The sequence below is a fragment of the Pseudomonas sp. SMV7 genome (assembly GCF_052041995.1).
Lineage (GTDB): Bacteria > Pseudomonadota > Gammaproteobacteria > Pseudomonadales > Pseudomonadaceae > Aquipseudomonas.
The window spans coordinates 130,289-153,264 of record NZ_JBKGGT010000006.1; the positions used below are offsets into that span (position 1 = coordinate 130,289).

22 protein-coding genes and 2 pseudogenes are annotated in these 22,976 nt (G+C 60.7%); 12 read left to right on the forward strand and 12 right to left on the reverse strand.

The window, feature by feature from the left end:
• Positions 1 to 81 precede the first annotated feature (81 nt).
• The 6 genes from ACLEJP_RS09760 to ACLEJP_RS09785 all read left to right on the forward strand — a co-directional run bounded on the left by ACLEJP_RS09760 (position 82) and on the right by ACLEJP_RS09785 (position 7,049).
• Complete coding sequence (locus tag ACLEJP_RS09760) at positions 82 to 1,029, forward strand: LysR substrate-binding domain-containing protein (protein WP_440805947.1); 948 nt, start codon at positions 82 to 84, stop codon at positions 1,027 to 1,029.
• A gap of 52 nt (positions 1,030 to 1,081) precedes the next feature.
• Entirely contained in the window at positions 1,082 to 2,059 is a 978-nt protein-coding gene (locus ACLEJP_RS09765; protein WP_440806249.1) for a D-2-hydroxyacid dehydrogenase family protein, read from the forward strand.
• A gap of 53 nt (positions 2,060 to 2,112) precedes the next feature.
• Positions 2,113 to 3,075 (forward strand): 5'-nucleotidase, encoded by a 963-nt coding sequence (locus tag ACLEJP_RS09770; RefSeq protein ID WP_440805949.1) that lies wholly within the window; start codon positions 2,113 to 2,115, stop codon positions 3,073 to 3,075.
• The gene (locus ACLEJP_RS09775; RefSeq protein ID WP_440805950.1) at positions 3,072 to 3,842 is read left to right on the forward strand and encodes an SDR family NAD(P)-dependent oxidoreductase; all 771 of its coding nucleotides are present in this window, start codon (positions 3,072 to 3,074) and stop codon (positions 3,840 to 3,842) included. The genes ACLEJP_RS09770 and ACLEJP_RS09775 overlap by 4 nt, the downstream gene beginning before the upstream one ends.
• Positions 3,843 to 3,931: 89 nt before the next feature.
• Positions 3,932 to 5,686, forward strand: a complete 1,755-nt coding sequence (locus tag ACLEJP_RS09780; RefSeq protein ID WP_440805952.1) for an OPT family oligopeptide transporter — start codon at positions 3,932 to 3,934, stop codon at positions 5,684 to 5,686.
• Between the two features lie 148 nt (positions 5,687 to 5,834).
• Positions 5,835 to 7,049: an aldose 1-epimerase family protein gene (locus ACLEJP_RS09785; RefSeq protein WP_440805954.1), complete on the forward strand. Its 1,215-nt coding sequence runs from the start codon at positions 5,835 to 5,837 to the stop codon at positions 7,047 to 7,049.
• Positions 7,050 to 7,147: 98 nt separating this feature from the next.
• Here the strand turns inward: ACLEJP_RS09785 and ACLEJP_RS09790 are convergent, their stop codons facing one another.
• The 4 genes from ACLEJP_RS09790 to ACLEJP_RS09805 all read right to left on the reverse strand — a co-directional run bounded on the left by ACLEJP_RS09790 (position 7,148) and on the right by ACLEJP_RS09805 (position 11,801).
• Positions 7,148 to 7,540, reverse strand: coding sequence for a YkvA family protein (locus ACLEJP_RS09790; protein WP_440805955.1), 393 nt, complete (start codon positions 7,538 to 7,540; stop codon positions 7,148 to 7,150).
• 154 nt (positions 7,541 to 7,694) lie between these two features.
• Complete coding sequence (locus ACLEJP_RS09795; protein WP_440805958.1) at positions 7,695 to 10,406, reverse strand: AAA domain-containing protein; 2,712 nt, start codon at positions 10,404 to 10,406, stop codon at positions 7,695 to 7,697.
• A 143-nt stretch (positions 10,407 to 10,549) separates the two neighbouring features.
• Positions 10,550 to 10,954 carry a helix-turn-helix transcriptional regulator gene (locus ACLEJP_RS09800; protein WP_440805960.1) on the reverse strand — a complete coding sequence of 135 codons (405 nt, stop codon included), beginning with the start codon at positions 10,952 to 10,954 and terminating at the stop codon, positions 10,550 to 10,552.
• A 160-nt stretch (positions 10,955 to 11,114) separates the two neighbouring features.
• A complete protein-coding gene (locus tag ACLEJP_RS09805; RefSeq protein ID WP_440805962.1) occupies positions 11,115 to 11,801 on the reverse strand; it encodes a hydrolase in 687 nt (228 codons plus the stop codon).
• Positions 11,802 to 12,030: 229 nt separating this feature from the next.
• Here ACLEJP_RS09805 and ACLEJP_RS09810 point away from each other — a divergent pair, with 229 nt between their 5' ends.
• A complete protein-coding gene (locus ACLEJP_RS09810) occupies positions 12,031 to 12,498 on the forward strand; it encodes a RidA family protein (RefSeq protein WP_440805965.1) in 468 nt (155 codons plus the stop codon).
• 16 nt (positions 12,499 to 12,514) lie between these two features.
• Here the strand turns inward: ACLEJP_RS09810 and ACLEJP_RS09815 are convergent, their stop codons facing one another.
• The 3 genes and pseudogenes from ACLEJP_RS09815 to ACLEJP_RS09825 form a co-directional block, all read right to left on the reverse strand.
• Positions 12,515 to 13,477, reverse strand: coding sequence for a LysR family transcriptional regulator (locus tag ACLEJP_RS09815; protein ID WP_440805968.1), 963 nt, complete (start codon positions 13,475 to 13,477; stop codon positions 12,515 to 12,517).
• Positions 13,478 to 13,560: 83 nt separating this feature from the next.
• A pseudogene (locus tag ACLEJP_RS09820) lies at positions 13,561 to 13,674 on the reverse strand (quinone oxidoreductase); the annotation flags it as partial.
• A gap of 88 nt (positions 13,675 to 13,762) precedes the next feature.
• Positions 13,763 to 14,587 (reverse strand): AraC family transcriptional regulator, encoded by an 825-nt coding sequence (locus ACLEJP_RS09825; protein WP_440805971.1) that lies wholly within the window; start codon positions 14,585 to 14,587, stop codon positions 13,763 to 13,765.
• 128 nt (positions 14,588 to 14,715) lie between these two features.
• On the opposite strand from ACLEJP_RS09825, the gene ACLEJP_RS09830 reads away from it, so the two are divergent.
• The 3 genes from ACLEJP_RS09830 (at position 14,716) to ACLEJP_RS09840 (ending at position 16,693) form a co-directional block, all read left to right on the forward strand.
• A complete protein-coding gene (locus ACLEJP_RS09830) occupies positions 14,716 to 15,234 on the forward strand; it encodes a carboxymuconolactone decarboxylase family protein (protein ID WP_440805972.1) in 519 nt (172 codons plus the stop codon).
• Between the two features lie 165 nt (positions 15,235 to 15,399).
• Positions 15,400 to 15,645, forward strand: a complete 246-nt coding sequence (locus ACLEJP_RS09835) for a DUF2790 domain-containing protein (RefSeq protein WP_440805974.1) — start codon at positions 15,400 to 15,402, stop codon at positions 15,643 to 15,645.
• Positions 15,646 to 15,676: 31 nt separating this feature from the next.
• A complete protein-coding gene (locus ACLEJP_RS09840) occupies positions 15,677 to 16,693 on the forward strand; it encodes an alpha/beta hydrolase (protein ID WP_440805977.1) in 1,017 nt (338 codons plus the stop codon).
• 317 nt (positions 16,694 to 17,010) lie between these two features.
• On the opposite strand, the gene ACLEJP_RS09845 is transcribed toward ACLEJP_RS09840, so the two are convergent.
• The 3 genes from ACLEJP_RS09845 to ACLEJP_RS09855 form a co-directional block, all read right to left on the reverse strand.
• Positions 17,011 to 17,568, reverse strand: a complete 558-nt coding sequence (locus ACLEJP_RS09845) for a hypothetical protein (RefSeq protein ID WP_440805979.1) — start codon at positions 17,566 to 17,568, stop codon at positions 17,011 to 17,013.
• Positions 17,569 to 17,892: 324 nt separating this feature from the next.
• The gene (locus tag ACLEJP_RS09850) at positions 17,893 to 20,166 is read right to left on the reverse strand and encodes a KAP family P-loop NTPase fold protein (RefSeq protein WP_440805981.1); all 2,274 of its coding nucleotides are present in this window, start codon (positions 20,164 to 20,166) and stop codon (positions 17,893 to 17,895) included.
• A gap of 358 nt (positions 20,167 to 20,524) precedes the next feature.
• On the reverse strand, positions 20,525 to 20,962 hold the full coding sequence (locus ACLEJP_RS09855) for an acetyltransferase (RefSeq protein WP_440805984.1): 438 nt from the start codon (positions 20,960 to 20,962) through the stop codon (positions 20,525 to 20,527).
• Positions 20,963 to 21,344: 382 nt separating this feature from the next.
• Between ACLEJP_RS09855 and ACLEJP_RS09860 the strand changes: the two are divergent.
• Both ACLEJP_RS09860 and ACLEJP_RS09865 read left to right on the forward strand, forming a co-directional pair.
• Positions 21,345 to 21,509, forward strand: a pseudogene (locus ACLEJP_RS09860) (transposase domain-containing protein); the annotation flags it as partial.
• Positions 21,510 to 21,519: 10 nt separating this feature from the next.
• Complete coding sequence (locus tag ACLEJP_RS09865; RefSeq protein WP_440805986.1) at positions 21,520 to 21,966, forward strand: GNAT family N-acetyltransferase; 447 nt, start codon at positions 21,520 to 21,522, stop codon at positions 21,964 to 21,966.
• 304 nt (positions 21,967 to 22,270) lie between these two features.
• On the opposite strand, the gene ACLEJP_RS09870 is transcribed toward ACLEJP_RS09865, so the two are convergent.
• Both ACLEJP_RS09870 and ACLEJP_RS09875 read right to left on the reverse strand, forming a co-directional pair.
• Complete coding sequence (locus ACLEJP_RS09870) at positions 22,271 to 22,546, reverse strand: hypothetical protein (RefSeq protein ID WP_440805988.1); 276 nt, start codon at positions 22,544 to 22,546, stop codon at positions 22,271 to 22,273.
• A gap of 17 nt (positions 22,547 to 22,563) precedes the next feature.
• Positions 22,564 to 22,740: a DUF3606 domain-containing protein gene (locus ACLEJP_RS09875; RefSeq protein ID WP_440805991.1), complete on the reverse strand. Its 177-nt coding sequence runs from the start codon at positions 22,738 to 22,740 to the stop codon at positions 22,564 to 22,566.
• Between the last annotated feature and the right edge of the window lie 236 nt (positions 22,741 to 22,976).

A 22,976-nucleotide genomic window follows, 5' to 3' on the forward strand; every position in this document is an offset into this window, starting at 1 on the left:
TCTGTGCCGCAAATGCTACGATCCAGCATCAGACTGCACTAGACTGCATTTTTGCGAACCACCTTTGCTGACGAGGCACAAATGGATTTCAGCGGACGATCCGGAGAGATGGAAATATTCGCCAAGGTGGCGCAAGCGGGCAGCCTGTCCGCCGCAGCGCGGGCGCTGGGCCTGACGCCTTCGGCGGTCAGCCGCATCCTGGCCCGTACCGAACAGCGCCTGGGCACCCGCCTGCTGCTGCGCACCACCCGGGCGATCACCCTTACCCCTGAAGGCGAGGCGTACCTGCGCGGCGCACGGCGGGTGCTGGCCGACCTCGACGAAGTGGAACAAGCCATTACCGACCAGGGCGTGCCACGCGGGCGTTTGCGGGTCAGCGCAGCGCTGGGCCATGGTCGGCTGACCGTGGTGCCGCTGCTGGCGGCGTTCAGCGCGCGCTACCCACAGGTGCTGGTCGACCTTACCCTCAGCGACGAAATAGCCGACATTCCCGGCGGCCAGGCCGATGTGGCGCTACGCTTCGGCCCGCTGCCGGACAGCTCGTTGAGCGCCCGCGTCATTGGCGAAACCGGCCAGGTCATCGTCGCCTCTCCCGACTACCTGCAGCGCTGTGGCACGCCCCTGGTGCCGGAGGACCTGGCCCGGCACAACTGCCTGCGCTTCAACTTCCGCCGTGCCGCGCCGGACTGGCCGTTCCGCCGCGACGGGCAGGTCTTTGCGCTGAAAGTCAGCGGCAACATCGAATGCAGCAGTGGCGAAGCCTTGGCGCAACTGGCCACGCTCGGCGCCGGGGTTGCCCGCATCGGTACCTTCACCGTCGCCGATGACCTCGCCAGCGGGCGCCTGGTACCGTTGCTGGAGGCCTACAACCCGGGGGATCGCGAGCCGATCCATGCGGTGTTCGTCGGCGGCCCGGCGATGCCGGCGCGGGTGCGGGTGTTCGTCGATTTTCTCGTCGAGCAGCTCCAGGGGGCTGGGCCTGCCGACATGACCCGGCCTGGAGAAAACCACATCGCGCACCCCCTGTAGCCGGTTGTTGGGTTATCTTCGGCCGATCACCTACCGCCAGGGCCAGACCACCATGCGCATTGTCATCCCCGACGACTACCAGGACGTGATTCGCACGCTCGATTGCTTCAGCACGCTGAGCGGGCATGATGTGCGCATCCTGCATGAAGGCGAACCGGCCACACTGGAGCAACGCGCGGCCCGTCTCGCCGACGCCGAAGCGCTGGTGCTCACCCGCGAACGCACGCGCATCGACGCTGCCTTGCTCGAGCGCCTGCCGCGGCTCAGGCTGATCAGCCAGACCGGCAAGGTGTCCAGCCACCTCGACCTGGCCGCCTGCACCGCGCGCGGCATCGCCGTAACCGAGGGGCGCGGCTCGCCGGTGGCGCCAGCCGAACTGGCCTGGGCGCTGATCCTGAATGCCCGCCGGCAGCTGATACCGGCCATCGATGCCTTTCGCCAGGGCCACTGGCAGGTCAACCTTGGCCAGGCACTGGCCGGCCAGCTGCTGGGCATCTGGGGCTACGGCAAGATCGGCCAGCGCCTGGCGCGTTATGCCCAGGCCTTCGACATGCCAGTCGTGGTATGGGGCAGCGACAGCAGCCGCGCCGCAGCCCAAGCCGATGGCCACCGCGCCGCAGCTTCGCGCGAAGCGTTTTTTGCCGAGGCGGATATCCTCAGCCTGAACCTGCGCCTGTCTGAACAGACGCGCCACCGCGTCACCTTCGACGACCTGGCCCTGATGAAACCCGACGCGCTGCTGGTGAATGTCAGCCGTGCCGAGCTGATTGCCCCCGGTGCATTGCTGCAGGCACTGGATGCGGGGCGCCCGGGGCAGGCGGCAATCGACGTGTACGAGCACGAGCCGGTGCTGGACCCTGCCCACCCGCTGCTGCGCCACCCACGCGTGCTGTGCACGCCGCATCTGGGCTATGTGGAGAAGAGCGGGTATGAGCTGTACTTTGGCGACGCCTTCGACAATGTACTGGCGTTTTTCGCGGGCACGCCGAAGCACGTAGCCAACCCGGAGGTGTTGAGCCAGCGGCGCTGACTCGGCACTGCACGGGGTACACTTGCCTTCAGCACAGGCCCAGGAGTTGCCACATGCCCTACCCCATCGAACAGAAGCTGGTCATCGGCGTAGCTTCGAGTGCGCTGTTCGACCTCACCGTCTCGGACGCCATCTACCAGACCGAGGGCGTCGAAGCCTACCGCCAGCACCAGCAGCAGAACCTGGACGAACCGTTCCCCAAGGGCGTGGCATTCCCGTTCATTCGGCGCTTCCTGAGCATCAACCAGGCTTTTCCCGAGCAGTTGCCGGTGGAAGTGGTGTTGCTGTCGCGCAACTCGCCGGAAACCGGCCTGCGGGTGTTTCGCTCGATCGACCATTACCAGCTGGATATCACCCGCGCGGCGTTCATGTCCGGTCGCTCGCCTTACGAGTACATCCCGGCGTTCAATGCCTCGCTGTTTCTCAGCGCCAACGAGGAAGACGTGCAGAAGGCCATCGACGCCAACTACCCGGCCGGGCGGGTGCTGCCGACGCGTATCTACGATGACGAGATCGACACCGAGTTGCGGGTGGCCTTCGACTTCGACGGCGTGATCGCCGACGACGAAGCGGAGAGCGTGTACAAGCGCGACAACAGCCTGGACGAATTCCAGCAGCATGAGCGCATGCACATGGCCACCCCGCACACGCCCGGGCCATTGGCTGACCTGTACCGCAAGCTGTCGCTGATCCGCATGCTGGAAGACCAGAAGCTTGTCGAAGACCCGACGTACAGACGGATCCTGCGGATCGCGATCGTCACTGCACGCAACGCACCAGCGCATGAGCGGGTAGTGACGACACTGAAGAACTGGGGCGTGTCGCCAGATGAATGCTTCTTCCTCGGCGGGATGGAGAAACCCAGGGTATTGTCGATCCTCAAGCCGCATGTGTTCTTCGATGACCAACGTAGCCACCTGCAGTCGTCGGCGGGCAACTTGCCGATGGTGCATGTGCCGTTCGGTGTAGCCAACAAGGTACTGGCGCCGGTCTCACCGCTGGAAGGTGTCGCATGAACCTCATTCCCGGGCTGCCGGGCCAGGCCAATGCACTGGTCTGCGGCGCCAGCGCGGGCATAGGCCTGGCACTGTGCGCGGCCTTGCTGGCGCGCGACGATGTGCGCCAGGTCTGGGCCGTGTCGCGCCAGGCCAGCCGCAACGATGCGTTGCTGGCCCTGGCCAGGCAGCACGCGGGGCGAGTGTCGCTGGTGGATTGCGACGCCCGTGACGAGCAGGCACTCGCAGCCCTGGCACGCCAGGTGGGCCACGCCTGCGAGCACCTGCACCTGGTGGTCAGTACGCTGGGTATTCTCCATCAGGAAGGCAGCAAGGCGGAAAAGTCACTGGCGCAACTGGACCTGGCCGGCCTGCAGGCCAGCTTCGCCACCAATGCGTTCGCGCCGGTGCTGTTGCTCAAGCACCTGCTGCCGCTGCTGCGCCGGCAACCGGCCACCTTCGCGGCACTTTCGGCCCGGGTCGGCTCGATCAGCGACAACCGCCTGGGCGGCTGGTACAGCTACCGTGCCAGCAAGGCGGCACTGAACCAGTTGCTGCACACGGCCAGCATCGAGCTGAAACGGCTGAACCCGGCCGCTACCGTACTGGCCCTGCACCCGGGCACCACCGATACGCGCCTGTCGCGGCCGTTTCAAGGCAACGTGCCGGAGGGCAAACTGTTTACCCCGGCGTTTGCCGCTCAATGCCTGATCGAGCTGGTGGGGCGGCTTGGGCCAGCCGAGAGTGGCAGCTTCTGGGGCTGGGATGGCCAGCGCATCGCGTGGTGAGCGAGGTCAGCCGCTGGCGCCAGTGAACCTTTGTGGCACGCGCGGCTCAGTTGTGCAAAGCGCGTTTGCCGCACCGACAAAGGATTGCCATGGAACATGCCCCTTCCACCGCCCTGCCCCGGGTGCGCGTCGAGCGTGAGCTGAGCCTGCGCGCGGTGCTCACCGGCATCGCGCTGGGCATCCTGCTCACGCCCTCGAATGTGTACGCGGGCCTGCGGATCGGCTGGTCATTCAACATGTCGATCATCGCCTTGCTGGTCGGCTTCGCCGTATGGCAGAGCCTGCCAGGGCGCGGCAAGGGCCGGCCGGCGTGGACGCTGCACGAAAGCAACATCAACCAGACCGTGGCCTCGGCCGCTGCGTCCATCGTTTCCGGCGGGCTGGTGGCGCCGATCCCTGCCTATACCCTGCTCACCGGTCACCAGTTGGAGCCGCTGCCGATGATGGCCTGGGTGTTCTCGGTAAGTTTCCTGGGCATCTGGATCGCCTGGTACCTGCGCCCCACCTTGCTCGCTGACCATGGCCTGAAATTCCCTGAGGGCATGGCGACGTTGGAGACCCTGCAACAGATCTACCAGCAAGGCCACGAAGCCATGCTGCGGATCAAGGTACTGTGCAGTGCCGCGCTGCTGTCGGGGCTGGTGAAGTGGATCGACGGCTTCGTCTGGGCGATACCGCGCTGGGCCCCCACGCCAGTGCTCGAGCGCCTGACCTTTACCCTCGACCCGTCGCTGATGCTGGTCGGTTTCGGCGGCATCATCGGCCTCCGCGTGGGCCTGACGCTGCTGCTCGGCGCCGCCCTGGCCTGGGGCGGGCTGGCGCCGTGGCTCATCGAACATGCGCTGGTGCTGCTGGCGCCGAATGCCAGCGGCCCGCAGTTCGCAGCGCTGGTGGAATGGCTGCTGTGGCCGGGGGTCAGCCTGATGGTCTGCGCGACCCTGACTTCACTGTCGGTTCGCCTGTTGCAAATGCCCCGGCAAAGGCCCGCCGACGGGCTGACGCGGGCATCGCGCACGCAAACGGGGTTTGCCCTGACGCCGGCTGCGGGGCTACTGCTGTCGATTGCCCTGGTGGTAGCGCTACAGGTGTTGCTGTTCGACATCGACGGGTGGATGGCGCTGTTGAGCATTCCCCTGGCGGTGTGCCTTGCCGTGGTCGCCGCGCGCGTGGTCGGTGCCACCGGCATTGCGCCGATCGGCGCCATTGGCAAGCTGTCGCAGCTCGGCTTCGGCCTGGTCGCCCCGGGCCAGGTGGCGATCAACCTGATGAGCGCCAACACGGCCGGCGGCGCGGCCGGGCAATCCACTGACCTGATGAACGACTTCAAGGTTGGCCAGGCGATCGGCGCAACACCGCATCGGCAACTGATTGCGCAGTGCCTTGGCATCGTCATCGGCAGCGTGGTGGCCGTGCTGGTGTATCGAATGCTGATTCCCGATCCGCAGGCACAACTGCTTACCGCGCAATGGCCTGCACCCGCCGTGGCGACCTGGAAGGCCGTGGCCCAGACCTTGACGCAGGGGCTGGGGGCACTGTCGCCGACGCTGCATTGGGCAATCGTGGCCGGTAGCGCGGCAGGCGTGCTGCTGGGCGCCCTCGACAGCCTGCTGCCGCAACGGGCGGCGCGCTGGCTGCCGAGTACCGCCGCACTGGGGCTGGCGTTCATTCTGCCGGCGTCGATCAGCATGATGATGGGGCTCGGCGCGGTGCTCACCTGGCTGGTCAGTTGCCGTTGGCCGAGCGTGACAGAGCGGTTTGCGATCACCGCCGCAGCGGGGCTGATTGCCGGGGAAAGCATTACCGGGGTGGGCGCATCGTTCTGGGAACTGGTACGGGCGCTGTAACGGTTGGCATGCTGCTGCCCCGCTGCGCACCCCTGTGCCCTTCTGGCGTTGCGCTTCAACCCTGCATGCAAATGCCGGTTGGCGCGCTTGCTGAAACGTTTCTGTAGGTCTATAAAATGGGCACAATTCCAAGACAGGCATGCTGCTCATGTTGCTCCTCAAACGCTTCGTTGCGCTCAGCGCCCTGTGCGCGACCTCCCACGCCATGGCCTGGGATTACGTCCTGCTCGACACCGACAAGGCCGCCCAGAACTGGCGGATCACCAGTCAGCAACTGGGCGTGAACACCGGCAAGCCCTTCAGCGTGACCTTGCGCACCTTGCACGGGGGACGGCAGGAAGGTGTCAGCATCGTCGACATCGATAACGGCACGCTGAAACTGTCGGTCGTGCCGACACGCGGGATGAACATTCCGCAGGCCTCGGTCGGCACGCTGCGGCTGGGCTGGGATTCGCCGGTCAAGGAGGTGGTCAACCCGTCCTTCATCGAACTCAACGGGCGCAATGGCCTGGGCTGGCTGGAAGGCTTCAACGAGTTGGTCACCCGCTGCGGTTACGAATGGGTCGGCCACCCCGGCATCGACAATGGCGAGCTGCTGACCCTGCATGGCCGCGCCGCCAACATTCCTGCAAGCAGAGTCACCCTGCACATCGACGAGAAACCACCGTACGCCATCAGCTTGCGTGGCGAACTGAAAGAACAGGCATTCAAGAAGGTCGACTTCGCCGTCGCCACCGAACTGGTCACCGAACCCGGCAGCGTGGCGTTCACCGTCAACGACACGCTGACCAACAATGGCGACTATGCGAAGGAATACCAGGCGCTGTACCACAGCAACTTCAGCACGCCGTTCCTCGAGCAAGGCGCCCGCTTCGCCGCCCCGGTGAAACAGGTGTCGCCGTTCAACGACAAGGCCAAGGGCGACCTGCCCGACTGGCAGACCTACCGTGCGCCGACCCGGGACTATGACGAAACGGTCTACAACGTGGTGCCGTACGCCGATGCCAAGGGCGATACCTTGACCGTGTTGCATAACAAGGCGGGCAACCTGGGCGTCTCGGTCGGTTTCAATACCGCGACACTGCCGGTGTTCTCGCTGTGGAAGAACACCGACACCCAAGGCCAGGGCTATGTCACGGGGCTGGAGCCGGGGACGAGTTTTTCCTACAACCGCCGTTACCAGCGGCCACTGAACCTGGTGCCGACCATCGGCCCCAAGGAACACCGGCAGTTCCATATCCGCTACAGCTTGCTGGCGGACAAGGCAGCGGTGGACAAGGCCTTGCAGCAGGTGGACGAGATCCAGGGTGGGCGCGAAACCGAGGTGCGGCAGACGCCATTGGTTGATTTGAGCAAGGGCTGACGTCGGTTGAGGCCAGCCAGCCGATGGCTGGCCTCAGCCCACCTGTGCGCAGGTGAGTTGCCATCAGGCGGAGGGATTCGCAAGGCTCGGGCAAGCGCTCAGTAATGAGCGAATGCCAGTAACGCCCCCGTTAGCACTGCCATCCAGATCAGTACGATGAACACCGCTGCGGTAACGCTGACCGGTCGCTTCACCTGGCTCTGTTCCCACGCCAGGGCTTTGTCCTGGCACTGCGCGAGCACGGCCGGCGGCATCAGGCGAATTGCCAACAGGATGCCAAGGGGCAAGATGATCACATCGTCCAGATAGCCCAGCACGGGTATGAAGTCGGGAATGAGATCGATCGGGCTCAGCGCGTAGGCCACCACGAACACCGCTATCCATTTGGGCAGCCACGGCGTATCGGGGTGCTGGTAACAGAACCAGAGCACCATGGTCTGCCGCTTGAGCGACTTGGCCCATTGGCGTGCACGGTCCAGCAAAGCTTTCATGTAGCCAAAGTCCTCGCAATTGGTTTGATAGATGCCTTTCGCAGCCAACCGCCTGGCAAACGCTGCTCGGCAATGGCCAAATCCAGCGCATTATCCATGCTTCTGGGGGATAAACGCGTGGCATTTGTTCGGTGCCGGCCTCAGCCCCAGCTGCTCAGGCGTCCTGAACCGGCCTGGCCCATTGCCCAAGGAATTCGTCAACTCTGCGCTCGATATCACTCTCAACCGTCCGCAGCCGCAAAATGGGAATGCCACTTGCAGCCAGGATTTCGTTTTTCATGGCGTCCCGCGCCGCCTGCACGGGGTGGTCGTGGTAGCCGCCATCGACTTCGATCACCCCTACCGGTGTCTTGCCTACTTTGTAATAGATCACGAAATCGCAACTGGCGCGCCTCATGAACGCCCGCTGGGCTGCCGTCCAGGCGGGATTACTCGGCGATGCGAGCTTATCCAGGCGGATCTGCGTGTGGTACTTCAGCGCCTGGCACGCCGGGGCCGACAGCGCTTCGCGCAGCAACTGTGCCACGATCTGCTCGGACTTGTAGCGTGAATCCTCCGGCCGCAGACGAGCATTCAGGCGTGCCAGGGACTGGTCATACTCGCGGTACAACAAGTCGAATGCCGACACCACCGGCGCACGGACGATCTGCTCATCCTGCGCGTAATAGCTGATGTAGCGGATCAAGGCGGCGAGGTGGCCATTATTGCTGGTGAATACCTCATCACCGGTCACCAGGGTGAAGCGATGCTTGGCCCGCGACACTGCCACGTTGATCATGCAAGGGTCGTCGACGAAGTCCAGGCGTCCTTGCGCCTGGTTGTAGCGCTTCTTGTCCAGCACGGTCGAGAAGACGATTTCGTCGCACTCGCGGCCCTGGAACTTGTGCACAGTGTCATTGACGAAGTCCGGCGGCAGGTGCTTGTCGGAAAGACTGACCTGGGCCCGGAACGGGGCGATACAACCGCGGCCTCCAGCGTCCACGACGACAGGCGGCCCTTCGTCCTCGAGCACCTTCAGCAACGACTCCAGCTCGCGAAGGTTGGTGTTCTTGCGTGCGTGGTTGCCCTTGGCGGTGACCACCAGGCGCAGGGGCTGTTCGCCGTTATCCACGGTCATGGGCACCAGCGCATTGTCATAGAACTGCTGGTTGCAGAACTGGATGATCCTCGGGTGGCATCGGTAATGCTCCTTCAGCAACGTCCTTGGCAGTGCCTCCCGGAACACGGCAATGCACGAATCCAGCAGGCTGTAGCGCTCGCAATCGTAGGCCTCGGCCGGCGCCTGAAGCCCCAGTTTCACCGGGATGTAGGGCAACTGGCGGTTATCACCGACAACGATCAGGTTGTTGGCGCAGCCTAGTGGCAGGATGCCCGGCACGATATCCTGCAAAGACGCTTCGTCGATGATCACGTAGTCGAGGATCGCCCCCGCCGCGATCGAATTGACGATGGAATGCGTGCCGCTGCCTAGAATAGGGAAACGCTGCACGAAGGCATCGAAATCGCTGCGGTAGGTTTTGCCATCGAAGCTGCCTCGCGGCGCTACCCGGCTTTGCAGATGCTGCTTCAGATGCTGCATCGATGCTGTTGTCAGCGCTTCCAGCAGCGCCGTGAAGTTGGCCCGCGCCAACGACTCACAGCACGCCCGCAGCTCAGCTTCCTTGGCCTGTTGCGACTTGTCGTAGTAATGCATCTGCAGGGCATGGAACGCGGCCATGCGCGCCTCGCCCGCGGCGAACGGTGTGGTGCGAAAGATTTTGAATTTGAACAGCAGCTCGATGCGGTCCTTGAGCTGCACGCGCTGCTCGCCAAGGTGCGCCAGGTAGGCCATGAGGTCGGCCGTCTTGCGCGGGGTCAGCCCGTATTTGTCCAACGAGCCTGTGGCCTGCACACCGTTTTCTGCCTGCCACTGCTGCAGGTAGCGCCGCTCGATGACCAGCTCGTCCAGTTCGATTTGCAGTTGTGCCGCCCGGTTGTGGTCTTGCAGGTGCTGCTTCAAGCGGGCCAGCAAAGCCTGTATTTCTTCCAAGGACGGTGCCGGCTCGGGCGCGCTGGCGGGCCACGCCGGCAGGTTGGCGAAAAAGGCCTCGCGGTTTTCCTTTTTACCAAGCTTGGCAACCAGGGAGCCCAGGCCGCACTTTTCCAACTTCTCGTAGACGTTCGCCACAGCCGCATTGTTGTTGGACAGCACCGCCACCGTCTGCCCGCGCAACAGGATATTGGCGAGGATGTTGAGGATAGTCTGGGTCTTGCCGGTGCCCGGTGGGCCTTCGATCACGCTGATCTGCGCGCTGAACGCCCGCTCGACGGCCTGGTATTGGCTTTCGTTCAGCCCGAACGGATAAATGAGCCCCTGACCTGGCGCCAGCGTGCCGTTCCGCCCGGTGCAATAGGCCTGCAAGGCCGTGCTGGCGCTGGCAGGCAGTTTCCCCAGTTGAGCCACGACATTACTGGCTATCTTACGATCGGACTCTGACTGCGCTTGAGCCTGGCGAGCATTGGCAACAGCCTTGAAATAAGCGAAGACCGGCGTATCGCTGATCGCGGTAGGCGCGCTGAAGACAATGCCTTCCATCTTGTGAATATAGGGCTTGTCGGTACCCGGGTAATGCACCACGGCGTATCGCTCGCCGTAGATCACCGCTTTTTCGATGGGCTTGACGATCGTGCTGCCGGGTCTGATCAGCAGCACATTGCTCAGTTCGCGAGAGGGTGACACCCTGCAGTTACTGAGTGGGCGAATGTATTTTTTTCCAGAGGGAAAATGACAGGTCAGTGCCAGGGCTTCGAACTTATCGCTCCAACGAATAGACCAGTCGCTTATGTTTGCGGTCTTGTCCTCACCATCCACCTGAATCGAAACCATATTCCCTTGGTCCTGTGCCCATGACACCCGGATATCCGTACCGGATGTTTCCCTCACTGTGAAACGCCATAGTGCCACTATTGTGCGCAGGGTCGATAGCTGGTTGCGCCTGTCGCTGTATCAAGATGCCACTGCTTTCGTTATCACTGCACACGCCGTGCTTGCCGACGATGACCGCCGAACACCTGCTGCTGCCACCTCTGCGGGGTCATGCCTTCAGTCCTGAAAAAGGTCCGGCAGAAGTGGGATTGATCGTAGAAACCGCACGTCAATGCGATATCCACAAGCAGCATGGTGGATGTTTCCAGCAGCGTTTTGCTCTTCAGCACCCGCTGCTCGCGCAACCACTGCTGCGGGGGCATACGGGTACTCTGCTTGAACATGCGCGAGAAGTGGCTGCGTGACAATGCGCACGCTTCGGCGACTTCGGCAACCGAAATGCCGCTGTCCAGCTTTTCCAGCATGAGTTGTTTGGCGGCTTCTATCTGCCAGGCACCGAGCGGCGCCGTTGCAGCCGGCACTGACGCCGGCACGGTGAATGGTTCCATGTTTTCACCCGTTCACACATCCAGGTAACCGGGTGCGCGCCTGCCCGCGGTGACAAGCCAGGCACCGGGCTTCCCAGGGGAAGACCAGGCCCAGGTGGCTCGGCCTGCTGCGCACCCTTGCAGCAATCACCAGCCCCGTTCAAGGGGCTACGGGTGACGTTCAGACAGCTGCCGCCACCGGTGCCAGGGTCGGGCCATGCTGAACACGCTCAGGCGCCTTGTGCACCATGGTGTAGGCGTAGTCGACGCCCATGCCGTAGGCGCCGGAATGTTCTTTCACCAGCGCCATCACGGCGTCGTAGGTGGCCCGGTTCTTCCAGTCGCGCTGCCATTCCAGCAGCACCTGTTGCCAGGTCACCGGCACCACGCCGGCCTGGATCATGCGCTGCATGGCGTAGTCGTGGGCTTCCTTGCTGGTGCCGCCGGAGGCGTCCGCCACCATGTAGATCTCATAACCGGCATCGTGCATCGCCGACAGGGCGAAGGTGGTGTTGCACACTTCGGTCCACAGGCCGGAAACGATCACCTTGTTGCGGCCGTTGTGCTTGAGCGCGTCACGCACCTTCTGGTCATCCCAGGAGTTCATCGAGGTGCGTTCCAGCAGCGGAGCGTCCGGGAACACCGCGAGCAGTTCCGGGTAGGTGTGCCCCGAGAAACTTTCGGTCTCGACCGTGGTGAGGATGGTGGGCACGTCGAAAATCTTCGCCGCCTTGGCCAGGGCCACGGTGTTGTTCTTCAGCGTCTGGCGGTCGATGCTCTGCACGCCGAAGGCCATCTGCGGCTGCTGGTCGATGAAGATCAGCTGGCTGTTGAAGGGGGTCAGAACTTCGGTTTTAGGGCTGCGCATGGTTGTTTCCTCTCCGCTGGATGATGGTCAGTCGCACCGTTCGTGGTGCATGCCTCGGCGTCGTCGCCGCTTGAGGTGGAACACAAGATAGCGAAACCCGGCAAGCATCGGTGGCGCACTTTTGCGCTTGTGGAAGCTCTTTTTTGCGCCATCAGGCGTAGCGATGCGCTGCTAGCATTCGCCTGTCCATGCGGGTCAATCCGGCCCGCTCATCTGCAGGGGAACGCATATGGCAGCTTCACAACCACTCAACAAAGACACCGCTTACTGGGGCGTTCCCTGGGAGGACGCCTATGGCTATCCGCAGGCACGCCGGGTCGGTAACGAGATCCATGTGTCGGGCCAGTTCAACCATGACGAGGACGGCAACCTGGTCGCCCCGGCACCGCTGGATGCCGACGGCAAGCCCAGTGACTTTTCATCCATGGGCGAGCAGATGCGGGTTGCCTACGCCAACATTGCCAAGCTGCTCGCGCTGTATGGCGCAACCTTGCAGGATGTGGTCGAGGAGACGCTCTACGTGCTGGACATGGACGCGGCCTTCGCCGTCGTCGGCAAGGTGCGCAAGGCGGCCTACGGCACCGAGCGGCCCCAGTGCGCGAGCAATATCATTGGCGTTTCCAGGCTGGCCCAGCGCCCGCAGCTGATCGAGATCGCCTGCAAGGCCGTGATTGGCGCTGGTGCATCGGCGCACTAGCTCGCCCGGTTTGCTGTCAGCTGGCCGGCAGGTGCCCTTCGACCAAGGGCTTCTGCTCGGCCACGGCGGCGGCACAGAAAGTCATGAAGGCTTTGACTCGCCACGACTTGCGAATGTCCTGGTGAGTCAACAGCCACAGTTCATCCTGCAGCTCGGGCAGCACCGGGCCGGCACGCACCAATCCCGGGGTAATGTCGCCCAGCATGCACGGGAGAAAACCAAACCCGAGCCCTGCCGCGATGGCCGCGCTCGCAGCGGCGACGGAATCGGTGCGGTACACGATGCGCTCGGGGGCGACCCGGTTCTCGACGTAACTTGTCGCCCGCAAACCGCACAGCGCGCCAGCATACGACACCCATGGCTGCTCGCCTTCGAAAAGGGCTGCAGTACCTGCCTGACCAGCACAGTACGGCGCCCAGGCGATATTGGCCAGTTTGCGACCGACCAGGCTGTCGGCAGGTTTGCGCGTCGCCCGGATGGCGATATCCGACTCGTCCCGGGCCAGGCTCAAAGTCTGGTTGCCGACCAGTACTTCCAGGGTGATGCCCTCGTTCAGCGCCTTGAACTCGGCGATGATCGGGGTGAGGAAATACAGCAGCAGCGAGTCGCTGGTGGTGATCCGCAGCTTGCCGAGGGGGCCCTGGCCGGCACGTGAAACACGCCGCGTGACGCTGACGATGTCCAGCTCCACACGCTCGGCCAGCGCGCGCAACTCGGCACCTTCGGCCGTGAGCAGGTAGCCCGACTTGCGGTGATCGAACAGGGCGATACCCAGCGTGCGCTCGACCTGGGCAATGCGCCGCGAAACGGTGGACACGTTCACCCCGAGCTTCTTGGCCGTGGCGGCACGATTGCCACATTCACTGAGGGTCTTGATGATGCGCAGGTCGTCCCACGACAGCTGGCTGACGGCCTCGCCTGCGTCCCACTTGGCAGGGGTTGCCGAAGCAGGCTGAAGTTTTCCAGTGAGTGATTGCACAGGTTCCGATCCACAGGCGAATGCGCCGATGATACGAGAAGCAACCGGGTTGAACCAAGTCGTCTGCCCTGTCGCGGTACCAGGTCGCTGGACAAGCGGATCACCGTTTTGCCCGTACCACGACCTTGCGCGACCTGGCGAAACGTTTCGGTGACATCTGCCAGGGCGAACTGCCGCGGGTCAACCCGCACTGTCAGCGCCGTGTTCAGCCCCGAGCGACGGCGCTCCGCCCGTACCAAGGCGTTCATCGATTTTCTCCGGAAGCACCTGTAGGCGCCCCAGGCCCTATGCCGAACTTTGCTTCAGCCAGGCCTTCGGGCTAGCGCCGACCTTGCGCCGGAACGTCCGGGCCAGGGCCGACGGGCTTTCATAGCCGACCTCATCGGCAATCAGCGCGATCGGGCGACCCTCGCGCAGGCGCTTCTGGGCCAGGCTGATACGCCAGTTGGCCAGGTAGTCTGCCGGGGTCATGCCCACAGTGTGGCGAAAGTGCGCGGCAAAGCTGGCCCGCGACATGCCCGAACGGTCAGCCATCTGCGCCACCGACCAGTTGTGCTGGGGTTCGCTGTGGATGGCGACCAGTGCGCGCGAAAGCTGGGCGTCGGCCAGCCCGGCCATCATTCCGGAGGCAATGCTGCGGTTGGCGACGAGGTGGCGAAGCAGCTGAATCACCATCAGCTCGAACAGGCGATTGAGCATGACATCGCGGCCACATTCGTCGCCGAAGGCTTCGGTAAACAGCCAGTCGAGGGTACCCGTCAGGCCGGGCAATTCGCTTAGCGGCTTGATGATGAAATCCGGCAAGGCCAAGGTCAGCGGGTTGTTGGCACCGCCCTCGAACTGCAAGGTGGCACAAACCAGCTCCGCCTCATCGGCTTCGGTCGCCACCAGCCGGTGTGCCTGCGGGCGCACCGCCAGGATCAGGCTCGGTTCGTTCAGCTCCACGACCTGCCCGTGCTTGTCCCTGAAAGCGAGGCGGCCGGCACGCAGCAGGTGGGCGTACCCCACCCGCTGTTGCCCATCAAGGTCGCTCGTGCCGCAGAACCCGCCCTGGTGAAACGTGGCGGCATGCAGGTTGAAGTGTTTGAGTAACGTCGACAATCGGTCCATGGCGCGCTCGGGTTTAGACGATCTGTTGCATAATTTCGATGATCTGCAGCCGAAAGGAAAGCCCAGCTCCCTAACATTGACTCCAGGCTTGATCGACAAGCCCGTTAATCAACCCTTGGAGAATGACCATGACTCGTATCGCAGCCCTCTCGCTGGACCAGGCACCTGCTGCCTCGCGCACCGCGCTGGAAGGTATCCAGAAAGGCCTCGGCTTCATCCCCAACGCCTTCAGGACCTTGGCCCACTCCCCTGCTGCATTGAACGGTTACCTGGGCCTTGCCCAAGCCCTGGGCAAAACTTCGCTGAGCGCCGCTGAACGCGAAGTGGTGGCCCTCGCTGCTTCGGACGTGAACGGTTGCGACTACTGCCTGGCCGCGCACGCTTTCTTCGCTGGCAAAGCCGGCTTGAGCGATGAAGCAATCGGCCAGGCCCGCAGCGGCACGCTCAGCGCCGTCGCCGCACTGGCGCGCCAGGTCACCGAAAGCCGCGGTCAGCTGACCGACCAGCAGATTGCAGCAGCCCATGAGTCGGGTATCGACGATGGCAAGATCGTCGAGGTGGTGGCGCAGGTGGCGCTGTTAACCCTCACAAACTACCTGAACAACGTCGCCCTTACCGATATCGACTTCCCGCCGGCAGCACGCTAGCCAAACCACCCCGACGTCGCCGCTCAGCGGCGATGGCGGGGCTGATGCAGCGTTTCAATCAACACCATTACAGAAATATATTTTGCGCACTAAATATTATCGCGCAACATACAACTCAACCAGCAAGCACATGCTGATCCCCTACCCAGCTAACGGAGCATGACCATGAACTTCAGCAAAGCAATCGCCATCGCCACCTTGACCTTCGGCGCCAGCTTCGGTGCTTTCGCCCAGTCCGCCTCGGCGTACCAGTACGGCGATCACCTGGACATCGCCCAGGTCATCGCCGTGGACGCCCCGGCCAACGCCAGCGGGCACGCCAGCACTGCCACCCTGACCTACCGCGACAGCGACGGCAAGGTGCAGAAGGTCAGCTACCTGCGCCCGACCACCTCCGCCAACCAGAACTGATCACCCAGCCCAGTGCCCCAGGAGCTTGACCATGAAACTCTCCCGCCCCCTCGCCGCCGGCCTGCTCGCGCTCGCCGTCAACAGCGCCTTCGCCGCCGGTAGCCCCGGTGTGGAAACCACCACCCAGGCCTTCCTCCAGGCCCTTGAAGCCGGTGGCGGCCAACCGCTGGAAACCCTGGCACCGAAAGACGCGCGTGCCGTGCTCACTGGCGCCCAGGCCAGCGTCAAGGTGGACGTTTCCGGCATCCAGGTCGAGCGCCGCACAATTGCGGTCGACGGCCAGGCCCTGGAGATCCGCGTGGTACGCCCACAGGGAGCGAAAGGCGAGTTGCCGGTGTTCATGTTCTTCCATGGCGGTGGCTGGGTGCTGGGCGACTACCCAACCCATGAACGCCTGATCCACGACCTGGTGCTCGGCTCCGGTGCGGCGGCGGTGTACGTCGACTACACCCCGTCGCCGGAAGCGAAGTTCCCCACTGCCATCAACCAGGCCTACGCCGCCACCCGTTGGGTTGCCGAAAACGGCAAGCAGATTGGCGTCGATGGCAGCCGTCTGGCGGTGGTAGGCAACAGCGTGGGTGGCAACATGGCGGCGGTTGTCGCGCTCAAGGCCAAGGAGGCCGGCACGCCGAAGCTGCGCTTCCAGGCCCTGCTGTGGCCGGTGACCGACGCCAACTTCAACAACGGCTCGTACAACCAGTTCGCCGAGGGCCATTTCCTCACACGCAACATGATGCAGTGGTTCTGGAACAGCTATACCAGCGACCCCAGGCAGCGTGACGACATCCATGCCTCGCCGCTGCGCGCCAGCCTGGAGCAGTTGAAAGGCCTGCCTCCGGCGCTGGTACAGACTGCCGAGATGGATGTGCTGCGCGACGAAGGCGAAGCGTACGCGCGCAAGCTGGGCGCTGCCGGTGTCCCGGTGACCGCCGTGCGCTACAACGGCATGATCCACGACTTCGGCCTGCTCAACGTGCTTGGCCAGGTACCCGGTACACGCAGTGCGATGGACCAGGCGGCCCAGGCGATCAGACAGCACCTGCAGTGATCGGGATTCTGGCTTACTGACATTTTCCTGGGACCGTAGCGCGGCGTGTTCGCCTTACGTTATGTAGCGCCTATGAGATCGAGCGCCGCGCGGGCGGCGCTCGATCTCATAGGCAACGAAGATCTTCAGGCAAACACATCAGGCACCACGCAAAGCCCCAAGGCAGGACAGTCCGCTAAGGGTCGTTAACGGTCATTCGCGAAAGGCTGCTAACGACCCAAAGCTGTCATTGGTGCATGGCAGCTATGGGATAAAAGGTAGCCAATCGAAGTCGTTTAGGAGCTTAGGGGCAATTCAGCGTTGACTGCTAATCTTGCCTATCGCATCTGCCAAAGCACAAGGTCGACCGCCTTTTCGTCAGAAACTGCATGGCGAGGGAATGAGGCTTTGAACTGGGCAACCAAAGCGCGACCTTCAGCCAATGATAGGAAGTTTTGAACGTTCTGCTTGAGGTCACTATGGAGAGCCACAATGCCCTGTAAGCGCTGTGTCGATGTCGCGGTTGGGAGCTTGCAACCAAGGTTTTTCAGAACCACTGAATCGATGACGGGCTGAGACGTATCCAATGTTGCTAACAACTTACTGGCGAATGAAGCTTCATACCTGCCTGTTGTGCGATGCAAGGCTGTGAGAACCTCCGAAAAGCCATACCCAAGCTTTTGAGTCTGGAGCATGAGGTCGAAATAGGCTGATTGCCATGGCTGGCCGCGTCGTACACGGTAAAAACCATTGTACGATCGCCTCAATATTGGGTCTTTAAACCCTGTGGTGTCCTCCTTCACCAGCGCTTGGATGGCACTGTATTTCTGCAGGCCAGCCTGTACCTTAAGCAAAGCAGCCGCTAGCTGATGGGCGTTGATCGATATTGGTTTCATCTATCCGTTCCTGACGTGGGTAATCGGCCTGATTGCGCATAAGCAGATTACAACCATTGAGTCGAGCGCTTACCGCTTGCCCGACGAGTTTCCTACATCGACGCTGCTTGACTGTCCCATACCGGCCGCCCTGCCTGCACCAGCGAAAGCCCCGCTAGATACCGTACTTCGATGACCCTGGCCTACAACCGGCCTTATCCGACCAAACAGGTAGTCCGAGTCTTCCAAGCCAAAGGATTTTCGGCGGGCAATGACCTCTTTTGGCCGTGAGCTGACCCTTGCGGAAGGCAACTATCGGCCAGTAGCTTACCTCCATCACGAGCCTCATATATTGGTTTCCGACGAATTTTCTGATCCAGACTTCGTGGCACCTTGGGTTTGTTGTTCGGCTAAAACACTTTGGTGAATGAATAAAAACTGGTGAGCCGTAACTCGTGCAGAGGCGCCATCTTGATAATACTGAGGATCGTCAAGTTCGGCTCCATAGCGTGAACGCAGGTTTGCGGCGATGTAAGCCGGTGAAATCAGCAAACTTATGGCGTCATAGGTTTCACGCTGAAGGTCTGATCGAACCGGCAAACCACTCTCTAGCTCCCACCCTTCCCCAACGTAGGTTTCCAAGAAGTCGTCCATGCGGGCAGGCTCAGCATCAAATAGCGCTCTTAGGCTTGCTTCGATTTCTACCTGACCTCGACCTTTCTCCCAGTACCAGTACAAATGCGGCGCAGCCCTTCCGGCTTGCTCGAATAACGGTTTGACGCCGTTCGCTTCGGAAATACAGTCAGCAAACAATCGATAGATAACCTCATTCGCCTCATTTGGAAGGACCCGATACTGCTCATCTCTATCAGATGAATGCACGAGCCAGCGAACGCACTCACTACCCATTGACAGAGGCGAAAATGACTGGACGAGTGTTTCAACAGCCGCTTGCCTTTCTGATAGCGGAATGCATCTCATAAGCTGGGATATCAGTATTCCAGCTTGCATCTTGGTACCTCCTAAAACGTATGACCCTCGCTCATTGGGAAGAAGATCGCCATTTCTTGCAACAGCGAGAGCAACGGGTAATGCACATGCAGGTTCCAAGGACTCAACACGATCTCGCAACGCTTGGATCAATTGCGGCATAGCCCGCATAGAGAACGAACCAAGAAGTTCACGCTGCTCTTCTGGGGTCGCCGTAACAAGCGTTTCTATCAAAGTCTCCAGGCGGCTATCTGCTATGTCTCCTTCGGGAACACCGTAAGCGAAATATCGCTTAAAGTATCGAGCCGAGCAGATGCTCTTTTCTCCCGCCCACTTTTCCTCCCATTCTGCGCCGTATGTAGAGTTTCCGATTCGAGGAAATAGTGGTTTCAGCAATCGCTGCCTCACTCGCTCGCGCTCTTCCGAATCCGAGGTGGGCATCGCGCTTTCAATCAACTTGCTGATGGGAGAAGGTGGCTGCTCCAGACCTCTAAGAGCCGTGCGTGGCTCTCCTTTCAAGAATAGATCTGAATTTTCACGAATAGTTGCGTATAGTTTTGGGTAAAGCACTCTTGCCCCCTCAATAAGCATGAACTCTGCTATATTCACCTCGCCTTTCACAAGGGGTAACGCGAACATCAACGCATTGGTGTACAGCTTCGCAAGCCTTGGGGTCTCCAGCTTTGGCTCAAGGCCATCCACGAAGTGGCGGGAAAATACGTCGACTTGGCGCTGGTCAAGAACAATTCCTGCTTGATTCAGAGCATAGTCCACACCTTCAAAAGTTATTTCGCGAAGACTTATTCTGTCAGCGGGCGGTAGATGTAAAGGAACCTGGATAATCTTTTCAAGAAACGCACGTCCTGCCTCATGTCCGCCGGACCCGTACCGCTCTCCTAAGGCAGCAGCGACTACGTCATCATCAAACGCAAGTACATAGCTAGTGTACTTGAAACCTGCCGAGAGCTTTACCAGTTTGAATATAGCATTCGTTTCATTTTTATCCAGCCTGTCAATGTCATCGATAAGAATAACTAGCCTTTTCCCACTCTGCCCTAGAAGAGTATCGATCTGATCCTTAAGTTGGTCGAGACTGACCTTGGATAACGATTCACCGATACTCTTTGCAGCTTCGCCGGGGTTGATTTCTACGCCTGGCAGCGTAACTGAGACAACGGATAAGATTCCGCCGTAGGACTCAAGTAGCTTTGCTGCTTTTTCTTTAAAGGCCGGCTCTTTACCCAAAGCCTCAGCCAAAGTAGCGAAGAAACCCCGCAAAAGCGCATCTTCAGAAGGGAAGTACCAGGGATTGAACCGTATCGTGACGACGTGCTCATACTGAATAAGCGATTCCTCCATCATTTTAAGTACAGACGTCTTGCCGTCCCCCCACGGACCAAATAGACCGATGACGATACTAGACTCATCTTGACGCTTGGCTATCGTCTCAGCAATCCGCGCGGAAAATAATGCTCGCCCAAAGCGGTCGTGGGCTTTAGATGCGATGGGCTCATCCGATAAAAAGTGATTGCTCTCCAGAGTGTTTTCGTACTCTTCAGCCGGTGGGCTACTTGCCTCAGGTTCTGAGGGTTGAGTGTGACGCCCGAAAAGTCGATCAATCCACTTCATTAACTCCTCCTGCTGCGCTTAGATTTGTAGCTGCCATTGCTGACGCCCGGCGCTGTAACCGAGATCTAGAAATAACTCACCAAGTGACTGGCTGTCCATACTGCTATTTCCAACCTTGACTACTGCCCTATTGGCGCTACGACTTTTACTGGGCTATAGGCTTATCGCCGTTAGCAGCCCTTATCGAAGGTCCGCTATGGGTCGAAAGCAGCCAGTCGCGAGTGACCGCTATCGATCCATTACGGACATTCACCCCCCCCCCGAAAAAGGCATGGCCAAGCAAAGATCTCAACATCGGTCTCAGCTGATTTTGAATCGCCCCGAAGCAAAAGCTTATGAGCGATTCACGACTACAGCCCTAGCCGGGCAGGCTCAGGTGTAGCAAGGGGAAGGGGCGGCCCTCGCCATCCAGCGGAGAACGACCTGTTTGAATAAACCCGTAATGTAAGTAGAACCCTACAGCGTCGGGGTTCTGCTCATTCACATCAACACTGATCCGACTGCGCGAACTGCGGGCATGATCCAGCAGTGCGCGGCCAATCCCTTTCCCTCGCAGATCTGGTTCGATGAAGAGCATCTCTACGTGGTTTTCATTGAGCCCGATGAACCCTAGCGGGCAGTCCTCGGCATCTACGCCAACCCATAGTTCAACAGCGGGTAGGTAAATATCGCGGAGTTGAGGAAGCAAATCCTCAATATCGGATTCTTGCAGGAAGTGATGTGTGGCGCGAACGGAGCGCAGCCAGATGTTAAGCAGTTGCGGATGGTCGGCATTAGTAGCCGGACGAATGATCATAGAATCATCCTTTACACTTGATATCGGAAATGAGGCGCGCGAGTAGATAGCGACCGTATAAGTGTCGGCAACTTGTATGACCGCTTCGCGAGTTAACGCCTGGGCGGTTCACGGCAGAGGTGGCCGGAAAGGAGGGAGGAAGGACGATACTGAGAGGCTTTTGGGGTGTCAATAAAAAGTTACGGATGGGCTGGTGGAGGCATGCATGACAGGTGTTGGTGGTCCGGTAGGGACCTGCTGCGGAACGGTAAAACGGTTCATATAGCCATCAGGAGCTAGCAGTGACTTACCCGGACGCTTACCATTATTCCGCGCTAACAAGTTCCTGAATTTCCTCTGGCAAAGGCCGCTTTGGGTCGAAAGCGGTCATGCGCAACCGGCCGGTGCGGCTATCATTAGTTTGATCCAGTCGGCCCGCATGAACGGGCATGATCCTTATGCCTATTTCAAGGTTGTGCTGATGCGGCTGCCGACTCAGCGGGCCAGTGAAGTTGAGCAGCTGCTGCCGCATCAGTGGGCGGCAGCTTGGCAGTATAGAAGTCGTTGAGGAAAGCAATGTGATCCGGCTAGCCGACGTAAGTGATGAGCCCGATGTTAGAAATTGCGCTGAACAAGCCTATGCTCGGTATGTGCCAGTGATTGGGCGCAAGCCAGCCCCGATGATCGCCGATTACGTCGCGCAGATAGCGGCAGGAGTGGTCTATGTTGCGACGGACGGCCAAACCGGGTTTCAGGGCTTTATTGTGTTTTATGACAAGGATGGATATTTCCTGTTGGAAAATGTAGCAGTCCTCCCGAGCGCAGCCGGATGCGGGGTTGGAAAGAAGCTAATTAGTTTCTGTGAAAATGCCGCCCGACATCATGGTGTGAGCGCCGTTCGTCTGTATACCAATGCAAAGATGACAGACAACCTTTCGATATATTCCAGGCTTGGTTATGTGAAAGTAGCGGAGCGCACGGAGGATGGCTTCGATCGCGTTTACTTCGAAAAAGACCTTACATAACCGGACGCGGCCTCTACAGGCCGGCCCAGATGATGCTTCTGCATGAGGGGGATGGGCCGGTCGCTTACAGTCCGCAATGCGTCGAAAGCGGACGGTGCAGATAGGATGATGTCCTGGCCACATGAGTCTGTTTCTCTGAGCTGAACAACCAGGTTGCCCTAGTGGCTGATCCTGATGGGTGCGCAGCAGCCTGAGCGAGCTGGGCTATGCCGCGCGCCGACGGCGGGAAATCGACGAAGGTGATCTGGTGGACATGCTGATACTAGCGGAGGCGGTCTGGTTATGGGCGCACGAGCATGAGCATTCAGGCGGCCCGCTCGGCGTCGATCTGGTGCCATAGTTCCTCTTCGATGAATTCGGCATAACGGTCGGCCATTTCGGCGCAGCCATTCCGGCCCAAGTCATGTGGGCCACCGTCTGGATCCAGCCACTGGCCGGACAGCACGCGAAACTCCAGCTCCCGGTAGCCTTGAGCGTCCCAATCGCTCGACCAGGCGCCAGGCCGAGGCTGCTCATCCACCAGATCAGTTACCTTGCCCTGCAACACGCTGGCTTCACCGTCCACCGCAACCTCATACACGGTGCCTCCTGGACATGTTATTTACCAAGCTCTTTCCGAACGTTTTCTGTGCTATTGCCTACGGCCTTCACCGCTTCCCGGAGCTGTTGCTCGGTGACGCCGAATTTTTGTAACCAGTAATGGACCTCCCAGTCTTCGCTGAGATTGATGCGAGCCCGATCATGTGTGCCGCGGTTCAAAAGATCATCAGCCATTTCTAGGTTCCTTTGAGGAGACTTGGTCAAACCAGGCCGCTGAACATCTGGACCTAGGGTAGCGGGGCAGGTTTATTTTTTTTGAGGGTAATTGGTCGGCAGAAAGCCTGAGGGGAGCGAAAAACGATTCCAAAACTGAAAATGGCGACCCTTGCAATATGCGGCCTGTAGCCGTGCCGTTTCACCGTTGTTTTGGAATCGATTTTGCGTTGCGGGCGGCATGAATAGGGCGCTCG

Bases quoted from the DNA above. Each gene is read 5' to 3' on its own strand.
- ACLEJP_RS09760 (WP_440805947.1), top strand. From the start codon at position 82: ATGGATTTCAGCGGACGATCCGGAGAGATGGAAATATTCGCCAAGGTG.
- ACLEJP_RS09765 (WP_440806249.1), top strand. From the start codon at position 1,082: ATGCGCATTGTCATCCCCGACGACTACCAGGACGTGATTCGCACGCTC.
- ACLEJP_RS09770 (WP_440805949.1), top strand. From the start codon at position 2,113: ATGCCCTACCCCATCGAACAGAAGCTGGTCATCGGCGTAGCTTCGAGT.
- ACLEJP_RS09775 (WP_440805950.1), top strand. From the start codon at position 3,072: ATGAACCTCATTCCCGGGCTGCCGGGCCAGGCCAATGCACTGGTCTGC.
- ACLEJP_RS09780 (WP_440805952.1), top strand. From the start codon at position 3,932: ATGGAACATGCCCCTTCCACCGCCCTGCCCCGGGTGCGCGTCGAGCGT.
- ACLEJP_RS09785 (WP_440805954.1), top strand. From the start codon at position 5,835: ATGTTGCTCCTCAAACGCTTCGTTGCGCTCAGCGCCCTGTGCGCGACC.
- ACLEJP_RS09790 (WP_440805955.1), bottom strand. From the start codon at position 7,540: ATGAAAGCTTTGCTGGACCGTGCACGCCAATGGGCCAAGTCGCTCAAG.
- ACLEJP_RS09795 (WP_440805958.1), bottom strand. From the start codon at position 10,406: ATGGTTTCGATTCAGGTGGATGGTGAGGACAAGACCGCAAACATAAGC.
- ACLEJP_RS09800 (WP_440805960.1), bottom strand. From the start codon at position 10,954: ATGGAACCATTCACCGTGCCGGCGTCAGTGCCGGCTGCAACGGCGCCG.
- ACLEJP_RS09805 (WP_440805962.1), bottom strand. From the start codon at position 11,801: ATGCGCAGCCCTAAAACCGAAGTTCTGACCCCCTTCAACAGCCAGCTG.
- ACLEJP_RS09810 (WP_440805965.1), top strand. From the start codon at position 12,031: ATGGCAGCTTCACAACCACTCAACAAAGACACCGCTTACTGGGGCGTT.
- ACLEJP_RS09825 (WP_440805971.1), bottom strand. From the start codon at position 14,587: ATGGACCGATTGTCGACGTTACTCAAACACTTCAACCTGCATGCCGCC.
- ACLEJP_RS09830 (WP_440805972.1), top strand. From the start codon at position 14,716: ATGACTCGTATCGCAGCCCTCTCGCTGGACCAGGCACCTGCTGCCTCG.
- ACLEJP_RS09835 (WP_440805974.1), top strand. From the start codon at position 15,400: ATGAACTTCAGCAAAGCAATCGCCATCGCCACCTTGACCTTCGGCGCC.
- ACLEJP_RS09840 (WP_440805977.1), top strand. From the start codon at position 15,677: ATGAAACTCTCCCGCCCCCTCGCCGCCGGCCTGCTCGCGCTCGCCGTC.
- ACLEJP_RS09845 (WP_440805979.1), bottom strand. From the start codon at position 17,568: ATGAAACCAATATCGATCAACGCCCATCAGCTAGCGGCTGCTTTGCTT.
- ACLEJP_RS09850 (WP_440805981.1), bottom strand. From the start codon at position 20,166: ATGAAGTGGATTGATCGACTTTTCGGGCGTCACACTCAACCCTCAGAA.
- ACLEJP_RS09855 (WP_440805984.1), bottom strand. From the start codon at position 20,962: ATGATCATTCGTCCGGCTACTAATGCCGACCATCCGCAACTGCTTAAC.
- ACLEJP_RS09875 (WP_440805991.1), bottom strand. From the start codon at position 22,740: ATGGCTGATGATCTTTTGAACCGCGGCACACATGATCGGGCTCGCATC.